We start from the raw sequence: 10,479 nt of genomic DNA on the forward strand, positions 1-10,479 counted from the left end.
CATGTCGGAAGAAGTCCTGCAACAGGCGTCCCCGGGCTTGATCCCGGGGTCAGGCACAGCGCGCGCCGCGAAACCGACGCGGCTGTCGCCGTCCTTCATCTCCTGGCTTCAGGCCGGGCCGATGATGCTGGTGTTTCTCGCCTTCTTCCTCATTCCGCTGGTGTTCGTGGTCATCGTCTCGTTCTGGGACTACAACGAATACCAGCTGCTGCCGGCGTTCTCCGGCCGCGGCTACACCGACACGTTCGAAGGCTGCCTCGCGCAGCTCCCCGATCTCTGCACGATCGGCAAGACCTATCTGAAGACGCTGAAGCTGTGCTTCATGGTCTGGGCGATCACGCTGTTCATCGGGTTCTGGGTCGCTTATTTCCTCGCCTTCCACGTCAAGTCCAAGACCTGGCAGATGGGCTTGTCGCTGCTCTGCACGATCCCGTTCTGGACCTCCAACGTGATCCGCATGATCGCCTGGATTCCGCTGCTCGGGCGCAACGGGCTCGTCAATTCCGGCCTGGTGAAGACGGGTCTGATCAACCATCCGCTGGAATGGCTGCTGTTCTCCGAATTCTCCGTGGTACTGGCGCTGGTCCACCTGTTCACCTTCTTCATGGTGGTGCCGATCTTCAACTCGATGATCCGCATCGACAAGTCGCTGATCGAGGCCGCCTATGACGCCGGCGCCACCGGCTTCCAGACGCTGGTCAACGTCATCATCCCGCTGGCGAAGCCCGGCATCGTGATCGGCTCGATCTTCGTCATCACCATCGTCATGGGTGACTTCATCACCATCGGCGTGATGGGCGGCCAACAGATCGCGGCGGCCGGCAAGATCATCGAGACGCGGGTCAATGCGCTGCAATTCCCGGCCGCGGCGGCCAACGCCGTCATCCTGCTCGTCATCACCTTCCTGATCATCACCATGATGTCGCGCATCGTCGACATCAAGAAGGAGCTCTAGGGCATGAAGGAAGGACGCCCGCGCTCGTTCTACGTGCTCGCGATCTTCTTCGCGGCCTATGTGCTGTTCCTCTACGGTCCCATGATCGCGATCTACGTGCTGTCGTTCCAGGGACCGCAAGGCGGCCTCACCTTCCCGATGAACGGCGTCTCGACGTTCTGGATCGCAAAACTGTTCCAGGGCACCGGCATCGTCGATCTCGGCGCGGCCTTCCGCCGCTCGCTGCTGCTCGGCGTCATCGTGATGATCGTCACCGTCGTCCTGTCGGTCGCCGCCGGCATGGCCTTCCGCAGGAAGTTCAAGGCGCAAAGCATCCTGTTCTACTCGGCGATCGCCAGCCTGATCGTGCCGTCGATCATTACCTCGCTCGGCATCTCCCTCGAGTTCCGCATCATCGACGACCTCATCAAGGCGCATTGGAACGAGAATTTCGAGACCTCGATGGGCCTGCTCACCTCCGGGCTCGGCGCGCATCTGACCTGGACGCTGCCGTTCGGCCTGCTCATCATGTTTGCGATCTTCAATCGGTTCGACCCGCGCCTCGAGGAAGCCGCGCGCGATCTCGGGGCGACGCCGTGGCAGACGTTTCGCCATGTCGTGCTGCCGATCATCCTGCCATCGGTGATCGGCATCGGCCTGTTCGGCTTCACGCTGTCCTGGGACGAGCTCGCGCGTTCCAGCCAGGCAATCGGAGCGGTGAATACGTTGCCGCTCGATCTTCAGGGCCTCACGACGACAGTGACGAATCCTGATATCTACGCGCTCGGCACCGTGATCTCGGCCGTTTCATTCACGGTGATCACGCTTGCGCTCGGCACCATCCACGTGCTCAACAAGCGCCAGGCGGCCAAGGGCTCCGACGCGGGCCAGGGTCTGGTCTAGCAGAGGACTCGTTTGACAAGAGGCTCGTCGGATCTGATGCGGCTGCACGTCGTCAATCCCAACACCACCGCGACGATGACGGCGAAGATCGCCGCTGCGGCGCGCAGCATCGCCCTGCCGGGCACGGTGATCGACGCGCGGCAGCCGACGATGGGTCCGGTCTCGATCGAAGGCTTTTACGACGAAGCCTTCGCCGTGCCCGGCATGCTTGGCTGCATCCGCGAGGCCGATCGCGACGGCGCGGACGCCCACATCATCGCCTGCTTCGACGACACCGGCCTCGATGCCGCGCGCGCAGCCGCGAAGGCGCCTGTGATCGGCATCGGCGAAGCCGGCTTCCACATGGCGAGCCTGATCGCGGCGCGCTTCGCCGTGGTAACGACACTCGGTGTCTCCATCGTCCCGATCGAGCACAATTTGCGGAAATACGGCCTCGCTGAGCGCTGCGCCCGCGTCCGCGCCGCCGAGGTGCCGGTGCTCGCGCTGGAAGAGCGCAACACGGTCGCGCTCGGCAAGATCTCCGCGGAGATCACGGCCGCGATCCGCGACGACCGCGCCGAGGCGATCGTGCTCGGCTGCGCCGGCATGGCCGATCTCGCAGCCGAACTCGCGGCTGTGCACGGCCTGCCCGTGATCGACGGCGTCGCGGCGGCGGTGACGCTGGCGGAGGCGCTGATGCGGCTGGGGTTGAAGACCTCCCGACTCGGGCCCTATGCGACGCCGCGCTCAAAGACCTATTCCGGGCCGTTCTCGCAATTTGAGCCCTAGACTAGGCTCACACGGCCGTCCGCTCCGTGCGAATAATTCGGCGGCCGGCGCCTCTGATGAGGCACGCCGGCCGCCGACGTTCGATCTGCTAGATCAAAGATCCCGCTACTCGGTCTGCTCCACCGCAGCCGGCATCTTCGCCACCGACATCAGAGATCGCGCGACCTGGTTGAGCAACTGATCCGCGTTCTCTTCCTCCGCCAGCGACTTCGACAGCAGCGCGACGATGGCGCTGTGGCGCAGCTGTTGGGCGAGGTTGCGCGCGGTGGTGTAGCCGGCGATCTCGTAATGCTCGACGCGCTGCGCCGCGCCGATCAAGGCGAGGTCAGCGGCCGCGTCCTCCTTCTTTTCGCCTTCGTCGATGATCTCCTGTCCTTCCTCGACCAGGCCCATCATGCCCTTGCAGGGCTTGGCCCGCGCGGTCTTGCCGAGCAGCTCGAAACATTCGTTGATGCGCTCGACTTGCGTCTCGGTTTCGGCGAGATGAACCTCGAACAGCTCGCGCAGCTGATCGAAACGCGCCGCTTCCGCCATCTTCGGCAGCGCCTTCGTCAGTTGCTTCTCCGCGTGAAGGATATCGCGAAGCTCGTCGAGCAGGAGATCGCCAAGCCCGGCTTCGTCGACCGGCGGAGAACTCTCAGTCACGATGCCGTTCGCCGGTCCGGGTTCGCCAGCCTGGATCGCGGGCGAGTCCGTGAAGACCCAGTCGCCGCCCTCATTCCAGGGGCCGCGGGTGTCGATCTCGCCGTGATCGCCGGCTCCCGTCGAATCGTTGAAGAACTGGTTGACCAGGCCCGGCGTCGGCGCGATGCGGCCGATGCTGAAGGCGGGCTTGCCCATGCTTTCGAGCGCCAGCGCAAATGCCTTCATATGGGTGATCTCGCGGGTCATCAGGAATTGCAGGGCGTCCTTGGTGCCGGCATCGTCGCAGAAATTGATCAGCCGCTCGTAGACGATCTTGGCCCGGGCCTCGGCTGCGATGTTGCTGCGCAGATCGACGTCGAGCTCGCCGGTGATCTTCAGATAATCGGCAGTCCAGGCATTGCCTTGCGAATTGAACAGATTGACACCGCCGCCTCCGGCGATCGCGATCAAAGGATCGGCTTCGGCCGCCTGGCGATCGAATTTCGACGGCTTCAGATGCATGCGTGCCAGTGTGCCGACGATCTCCAGATGACTCAGCTCTTCGGTGCCGATGTCCATCAACAGATCCTTACGGTCCGGATCTTCGCAATTGAGGCCTTGAATTGAGTATTGCATGGCGGCGGCCAGCTCGCCGTTGGCGCCGCCGAATTGTTCGAGCAGCATGTTGCCGAAGCGGGGGTCCGGCTCGTCGACGCGAACGGTGAACATCAGTTTCTTGACGTGGTGATACATTGGGGAGAAGCCCTTGGCTTGAAGGAGGATGATTTCCGAACAAGTCCGAGTTGCTCTTGTTCCTATCGCCGCGGAGTTATCTTCGCGCTTTGCCGTGGTGACGACGCTCGGTATGCCCACCGTCCGCGCCCAGATGCGCCCGCAGAGATCTCCGCGGAAATCTCGGCGACGTCACTGCTGGGGTGACGCCGGCGGAATCGCTCGTCAGGCTGGGCCCCGAAGTGCGCGCGCGCCGTAGCCGAAGACCTGTGCTGGATCACGAAGCCGCTTTCAGCCGTGAGCGCTGAACATGCTGGCCCAGCGAGCGGTATCGGAATAGCCAGCACGTCCGCATTTGCGGCGACCGGCTCCACGAGAGTTGCAGCGCATGCTGGGAACTGCGAGCGTTCCGCGTATTGGCGACTGATTCGATACAGTACCGGGGGCTGAGCGTGGCGAAGTACTTGATTGCAGGGCTTGCGGGAGCGCTGGCTTCGGCAGCGTTGGCGGGATCGGCTCTTGCCGCTGACATGCCCGTGAAAGCGCGGCAGGCCGCGCCGTCATGGTCGGGATTTTATGCCGGCGTATCGATTGGCGCCCGCTGGACTGACAACGATTGGCAGAGCAGCGACATCGCACCGAACTTCGGCGCCGGCGCATTCGTCCCAACGGCCGGTACCGGCGGCGCAATGGACGCCGTCGCGGCCAGGTTCGGTGGCTATCTCGGCTACAATGTGCAGGTCTCGACATCGTGGGTTGCCGGCGTCGAGGCCGATTTTGGGTGGGCCAACAACAGCAAGACGACCAATCCCGTCCCCGGGACAGCCGGGCTCTTTTTCGGCGCACCGCTTGTTGGTCTGCCAACTGGCACGGCGAAGGAAACATGGGACGGCAGCATCCGCGGACGTCTCGGCTATCTGGTTGCGCCCACCACCCTGCTCTACGGCACCGGCGGCCTCGCGTGGCAACGCCTTGAGCTGAGTGCCAATTGCACGGTCGTTCCCGGAAATTCGTTCTGCTTCGGCAGTTCTCACAACGAAACCTATGCTGCGACGAGGCTTGGATGGACCATCGGCGCCGGCGTCGAGCACATGATTGGTGGTAACTGGCTGGCTCGCATCGATTATCGCTACGCCGATTTCGGGACTTTGACCCAGACGTTCTTCGCTGCTGGCGGGACCGGCATTGGCTTCGACGACCGTTTCACGGCCCACGTCACGGCCCGCACCCACACCGCTACGGTCGGCCTCGCCTACAAGTTCTGAAGCGGAATCACCGACTCGCGCTCCGTCGAACCAGATCGGCATTGCCTGCCTGGACGGGGCCGGCTGCATGCCGTTGCATCGACAAGCAAGTCGGTATCTCAGAACCTCTTTTTGGCGAATTCTGTTTGGTTTGGACGGGCCAGCCTCTTTTTGGTCCCATTTGTTGCCGAACAGTAACACTTTCGGGACCACCCCGGCCGCCTTGTTCTGCGTTCTCGTGCTGCCGGTCTTCGCCACTCACCAAGTTTCAATTTGGGTTTTGTCAGCGATGATCGATCTCGCCCAGGACACACCGTCCAATCCGCTTCTTCGTCTCGGCGCCCAGCCCATCGCGCTGACCGCCGCAGCGCTCCTGCTTCTGATCGCGGGGGTGACCTCAATCGCGATCTGGCGGGCCTATACTGGCGCAGCCCCCGAGACCGACCGGGTGGTGGCATCGCGGCAGCTCCAGGCGCGGACCGCACAGGCCTCCGAGCAGCTGGTCGAGAAGACCAAGGGGCTGGAGGCGACCCAGCAGGAATCGATCGACCAGCTCCAGGTGGTGCAGGATCAGCTTCTGACCATGAAGCGGCTGATGGCGGCGCAGCAGGCCGACACCAAGCGTCTGTCCGAGCAGGTCGCATCGCTGAACGAGTCCATCGACGGCCTGCGGCAATCCTTCGCCAGCGCGCGATCGACCGAGGTTGAGGCGCCCGCGGTTACCCGCAGGAAACCGGCGCGGCACCGCGTCCAGGCCAGCGCCCGCAAGCGTTCGCGCGGCTGATCGGTCCACGCGGCCGGAGTTTAATTTCGCCACTTGTGAACTGGATCACATTCGCCCGTATGATTCCGCGCGATGCTCGCCCTTACCGGATGGCGTGAGCCGATTTCAATGTCCGGGGCTGGCAAGGTCGTTGACGGTATACTGCGTCAACGGCCTTGTTTTTTGGTCGGTCAGCCTCTCGGCGAGGCGTTATTCGCAGACATCCACGCGGCGGTATCGCCATCCCGCAGGCGTCATGACCCGCTTTCGCACCACGTAGCAGCCGCCGTAGCCATCGTTGTAGGCGGGACCATAGTCGTCGGGAACGGCGTAATAGGGGTAGCCATACCCATAGCCGTAATAGCCGCCGTAGTAGCCCGCGCCGGCGATGCCCGCCCCGATCGCGACGCCCGGCCAGAATCCACCGCCATGCCAATGGCCGCCGTGGCCCCAGCCACCACCATGGTGGCCCCATCCGCCGCCATGACCCCCGCCATGTCCGAAGCCCCCTGCCTGGGCCGCCTGCGGCACCGCCACCCCGATTGCCGCAACGGCCAGCGCCGCCATCATCATCCTGCGCAACATCACTCGATCCTCTGCGTGAACACGCTCCACGCTTCAAAGCAGGACCAAGCTAACGTCACTCGGGCATTCCGGACAGCCACACTGCCTCACTTCCGCGCGAGCAATCAGCAGCCGCGGCAGATGCTCTTGAGCTTCTTGTCGAGCATGCGGTTCTCGGCCGCGACGGCCGCATCCGTCCCACCGCCCGTGGCGGCGCCGCCTCCGGCGCCCGGCCCTGACGACTGCGCCGTGCCGAGACTGTTGGTGCCGGGCGGAGGAGCCGGCGAGTTGGCGACACCTCCGGCCGATCCCGCCGAGCCTCCGGTCGATCCGGCAGAACCGCCGGTCGCCTGCGCGAAGGCGACGGCCGGCACCGCCGCGAGCGCGAAGATCAGGATCATGGTCTTGAGCGAGGCGGTTGCGCGCGATGCGGCCATCGAATTCTCCTTTACCGGTCAACCGCCGCGGCGAAGTCCAGTTCCGGAACAAATGCCGTCGCATCGGCTTGAAAGCCGAGGAGGCAAATCAAGATGACCGATCGCGATCCCTTTGCGGAGGGCGAACGCGCCGCGCGCGACAACATTCCGGCCGAGGCCAATCCTTATCACGACGGCAGCGACGAGCATGCGCTGTGGGCCGCTGGCTACGAGAAGGTCGCAGGCGGAATCGAAGCGGGCGAGTCCGAAGGAAGTTGACGCGTCGCCTTGCGCGGCGTGCCGACGGCTACGCGGCCGCCACCATCTTCTCGGTCCGGTCCTCGACCATGGTCACGAACATGTGGGACTCTTCGTTGGCGCCGCCGATCTGCACCCGGCGGGCCGAGATCACGCGGCGGCCGCGCGCGGGATTGTCGATGGTATCGATGATCGGCTCGAGCTGCTGCTTCTGCGCGAGGAGCTGCTGATCGCGCCGCTCGATCAGTGCGGCCGCCTCTGCGGAGAACAATTCCCGCGCGGTCTTGCCGATGATCTCGCCGCGCGTCATGCCGATCATCTTCTCGGCGGCCTTGTTGACGAAGACGTAGCGCAAATTGCGCGCATCCTTGGCGATGATGCCCTCGGCGACGTTCTCGATGATGGTGGCGAGGAAGCGCTCCATCCGTTCCAGCATGCGCTCGCGCTGACGCTGTTCGGTGACGTCCTCCTGCACCGACACCCAGCCGCCGCCGTCCATCGGACGCTCGTAGATCTTGATGATGCGGCCGTCGTTCAAGGCGATCTCGTAGGCCGCCGGCTCGCGCTTGGCGATGCGGTCGAGAACGGCAGCGACATATTTCGGGACGTCGCCGCTGAACAATCCGCTCTTGACCCGGTGCTGGAGGATCTCCTCGAGCGTCGCCGATCCAGCCTGGATCGTCTCGGGCAGATTGTAGATCTGCCGGTATTTGGAGTTCATCGCAACCACATTGGCCTTGCCGTCGAGCATGACCAGACCTTGCGGCATGCTGTTGATCGCAGCCGAAAGCTGCCACTTCTTGGCCTGGTACTTGTCGTTGAAATTGTCGCGCTCGGTCCTCGCCGCGTCACGCGCCTGCGCGGTACCGAGCTCGAGCTCCTCGAGCTCGAAGATGCGCGCGACGGCGTCGCGGAAATTCTGCACGGCGCGCGCAAGACGTCCGATCTCGTCGTGGCGGCGCAGATGCGGCACCTCGCTCTTGACGTCGCCTTGCGCGATCCGGTCGGTCGCCTGCGTGATATCGGCGAGCGCGCCGACGACGGAGCCGCGCATGACGACGACGTTCAGGCCCGCGAGGACAAGCGCCAGGAGCCCGAGCGCGAACAGATAGGCCGCCGCGTAACGGTTTTCGTTGGCGAGCGCGTCAGCATCACGGGCGCGCTGCTGGTAGATGCGCTCGAGCGCCTCGATATCGCTGGTGAGCTTTCTGCGCACGGTCCGGTTGGCGTCGTTGTCGCCCCATTCGCGCGCCGCGGCCGGGCTGATCTCGACGCCGCGCCGCACCAGCTCCTGGCGGAATTCGATGAACTGCGAGATGCGCTGGCGGAATGCAGCGAACTGCTCGGCATCGTCGTTGCTGACGGTCCGCTCCATGTTCTTCACGGCCTCCGCGAGCTCGCGGTTGCGCCGTATCAGCCCGTCCGCGTAGGGCATCATCACGCGACGATCGGTGGACATGTAGATGCCGCGCGATTCCATCACGATGGAATAGATCAGCGCATTGATGCGCCCGACGCCGATCGCCGCCGCGGCCGAGGATGAATGCATGTGGCGATACGTCGTCTGCAACCGCACCGACTGGACCGACATCACCAAGAGGAAGGTGGTGACGATCGCAAGGAAGGCGGCAATGCTGTAGACCTTCTCCGCAACGGTCAGCGTGTCGGCGCCGCGCGCGAAGCGAACGAATTTCTTCAGTAAATTGGTTCCGGCGGCGAGGCCGGATACCGGTGCCGCAGCGTCCATGGCGCAGCTCCCCCTAGGGTTGAAAACACCCATGGTACCGCTGCGGCGCTAGCGGGGGCTTAAAGTTTCAAGCGGTATTTTTACGGCGTGGAACCGGGCGGCCGGCCGGCCGATACGTCAACCGATCCGCTTCAGGCCCTTCTGGAAGCGCGGACCGTTGGCGACATAGAACTTGGCCGCGCTGCCCATGCGCTGCACCTGCGCATCGTCGAGCGTGCGGATCACGCGCGCCGGCGAGCCGATGATCAGGGAACGTTCGGGAAATTCCTTGCCCTCGGTGATGACGGAACCGGCACCGACGATGCTGTTGCGGCCGATCCTGGCGCCGTTCATCACGATCGAGCCCATGCCGATCAGGGCGCCCTCCTCGACGGTGCAGCCATGCAGGATGACGTTGTGGCCGACCGTGCAGTTCCGGCCGATGTGAAGCGGAAAGCCGAGATCGGTGTGGCAGGTCGAGCCGTCCTGCACATTGGCGCCCTCGCCGATCTCGATCCACTCATTGTCGCCGCGCAGCACGGCGCCGAACCAGACGCTCGCACCCGGCTTCAGGCGCACGCGGCCGATCACGGTGGCGGTCTCGGCGATGAAGTAATTGCCGTCGGCGGGAAGGTCGGGCGCCTGCCCGTCGAGCTCGTAGATCGCCATGGGGGTCTCCTGTCACGTCGACCCCAGCCATAGCGAAACGGCGGCGAAGAGGCAAAGGCCGCTGGACGATCCTGCCCGGCGTCAGCCCAGAACGCCGGCCGCGCGCAGCGTCATCAGGAAGAAGGTGCCGCTCATCATGCTCCAGAAGCCGGCGATGAGGGTCGCCATCATCACGAACTCGGCGCGGCGGCTTTCCACGCGCATGCCGCGCAGCGTGTTGCGCATGATGATGAAGGGCGCGGCGAACACGAGGAACGGCACCGCCGCGAAGGTCTTCGGCGCCACGCCGTCCTGCAACAGGCCGAAGCCGGCGGGCCGCTGCGCCAGCGCCTGGTATCCGTTCACGAGCGCGCCCGCGAGCGCGAAACCAATGCAGATCGAGAACAAGGTATTGAAAGCTTCAGGTGTCATCGGAACGGTCCGCCCTAACGCAACGCCACCGCCTTCCTGTGACAAATCGTGCTGGTTAACGCTACATTATCCTTAAGGGAAGGTTAACACCGCTGTCCCTCCGACGCAGGGGCCGTCCCGTTCCCTGCGGCCGCGAACGCTGCGCGAAATCGCCGCCGCATGGCATATTCGCCGCTGATTCGTCGGCCACCGGCCGACCTCCCGCTCGACTTGCGCTTGGCTCATGACGGTGTTTTCGGCAGCTCCCCTCAGATCCCCCCGCACGCGCGCCCGCGCGCACGTGGTGCCGATCGTGCTCGGCGGCCTTGCTGCGGCCTGCGCCGTGGGGCTCGTCGCCTATCTGTTGTGGCCGACCTGGGGTCCGAGCGGCGCGAACGCCCCGGACAAGCTGCCGGTGAGCGTCGGCGGCACGCTGTTCAACCTGCCGGTGACCGCGATCCGCATGAAGATCCAGCGGCACTCCGGGC

At 64.5% G+C, this 10,479-nt stretch carries 12 protein-coding genes and 1 pseudogene; 7 read left to right on the top strand and 6 right to left on the bottom strand.

All coding sequences use genetic code 11. The features are described from left to right. Position 1 precedes the first annotated feature (1 nt). Genes SE92_RS08035 through SE92_RS08045 form a run of 3 tightly spaced genes read left to right on the top strand, consistent with a single transcriptional unit; the run spans position 2 to position 2,605 of the window. Positions 2 to 955: an ABC transporter permease gene (locus SE92_RS08035; protein ID WP_084251770.1), complete on the top strand. Its 954-nt coding sequence runs from the start codon at positions 2 to 4 to the stop codon at positions 953 to 955. A 3-nt stretch (positions 956 to 958) separates the two neighbouring features. Next, on the top strand, positions 959 to 1,837 hold the full coding sequence (locus SE92_RS08040) for an ABC transporter permease (RefSeq protein ID WP_063195216.1): 879 nt from the start codon (positions 959 to 961) through the stop codon (positions 1,835 to 1,837). A gap of 36 nt (positions 1,838 to 1,873) precedes the next feature. Then, positions 1,874 to 2,605 (top strand): aspartate/glutamate racemase family protein, encoded by a 732-nt coding sequence (locus SE92_RS08045; RefSeq protein WP_063195217.1) that lies wholly within the window; start codon positions 1,874 to 1,876, stop codon positions 2,603 to 2,605. A gap of 105 nt (positions 2,606 to 2,710) precedes the next feature. Here SE92_RS08045 and SE92_RS08050 read toward each other — a convergent pair whose 3' ends face one another. Further along, positions 2,711 to 3,982 carry a DUF892 family protein gene (locus tag SE92_RS08050; RefSeq protein WP_063195218.1) on the bottom strand — a complete coding sequence of 424 codons (1,272 nt, stop codon included), beginning with the start codon at positions 3,980 to 3,982 and terminating at the stop codon, positions 2,711 to 2,713. A 431-nt stretch (positions 3,983 to 4,413) separates the two neighbouring features. On the opposite strand from SE92_RS08050, the gene SE92_RS08055 reads away from it, so the two are divergent. Next, on the top strand, positions 4,414 to 5,226 hold the full coding sequence (locus SE92_RS08055) for an outer membrane protein (RefSeq protein ID WP_245324503.1): 813 nt from the start codon (positions 4,414 to 4,416) through the stop codon (positions 5,224 to 5,226). 268 nt (positions 5,227 to 5,494) lie between these two features. Next, positions 5,495 to 5,989: a hypothetical protein gene (locus tag SE92_RS08060; RefSeq protein ID WP_063195220.1), complete on the top strand. Its 495-nt coding sequence runs from the start codon at positions 5,495 to 5,497 to the stop codon at positions 5,987 to 5,989. A gap of 189 nt (positions 5,990 to 6,178) precedes the next feature. Here the strand turns inward: SE92_RS08060 and SE92_RS08065 are convergent, their stop codons facing one another. Both SE92_RS08065 and SE92_RS08070 read right to left on the bottom strand, forming a co-directional pair. Continuing rightward, positions 6,179 to 6,553 (bottom strand): hypothetical protein, encoded by a 375-nt coding sequence (locus tag SE92_RS08065; protein ID WP_063195221.1) that lies wholly within the window; start codon positions 6,551 to 6,553, stop codon positions 6,179 to 6,181. Between the two features lie 104 nt (positions 6,554 to 6,657). Next, the gene (locus SE92_RS08070; protein ID WP_063195222.1) at positions 6,658 to 6,969 is read right to left on the bottom strand and encodes a hypothetical protein; all 312 of its coding nucleotides are present in this window, start codon (positions 6,967 to 6,969) and stop codon (positions 6,658 to 6,660) included. A gap of 93 nt (positions 6,970 to 7,062) precedes the next feature. Between SE92_RS08070 and SE92_RS36545 the strand changes: the two genes are divergently transcribed. After that, the gene (locus SE92_RS36545) at positions 7,063 to 7,227 is read left to right on the top strand and encodes a hypothetical protein (RefSeq protein WP_198172584.1); all 165 of its coding nucleotides are present in this window, start codon (positions 7,063 to 7,065) and stop codon (positions 7,225 to 7,227) included. A gap of 28 nt (positions 7,228 to 7,255) precedes the next feature. Here the strand turns inward: SE92_RS36545 and SE92_RS34690 are convergent, their stop codons facing one another. The 3 genes from SE92_RS34690 to SE92_RS08090 all read right to left on the bottom strand — a co-directional run bounded on the left by SE92_RS34690 (position 7,256) and on the right by SE92_RS08090 (position 10,012). Then, complete coding sequence (locus tag SE92_RS34690; RefSeq protein ID WP_084251771.1) at positions 7,256 to 8,953, bottom strand: PAS-domain containing protein; 1,698 nt, start codon at positions 8,951 to 8,953, stop codon at positions 7,256 to 7,258. A gap of 117 nt (positions 8,954 to 9,070) precedes the next feature. Further along, positions 9,071 to 9,601 (bottom strand): gamma carbonic anhydrase family protein, encoded by a 531-nt coding sequence (locus SE92_RS08085; protein WP_063195223.1) that lies wholly within the window; start codon positions 9,599 to 9,601, stop codon positions 9,071 to 9,073. Positions 9,602 to 9,682: 81 nt separating this feature from the next. After that, a complete protein-coding gene (locus SE92_RS08090; protein ID WP_063195224.1) occupies positions 9,683 to 10,012 on the bottom strand; it encodes a DUF6949 family protein in 330 nt (109 codons plus the stop codon). Between the two features lie 223 nt (positions 10,013 to 10,235). Between SE92_RS08090 and SE92_RS08095 the strand changes: the two are divergent. After that, positions 10,236 to 10,479, top strand: a pseudogene (locus SE92_RS08095) (hypothetical protein); the annotation flags it as partial.

It is taken from the genome of Bradyrhizobium sp. AT1 (genome assembly GCF_001590795.1).
Lineage (GTDB): Bacteria > Pseudomonadota > Alphaproteobacteria > Rhizobiales > Xanthobacteraceae > Bradyrhizobium.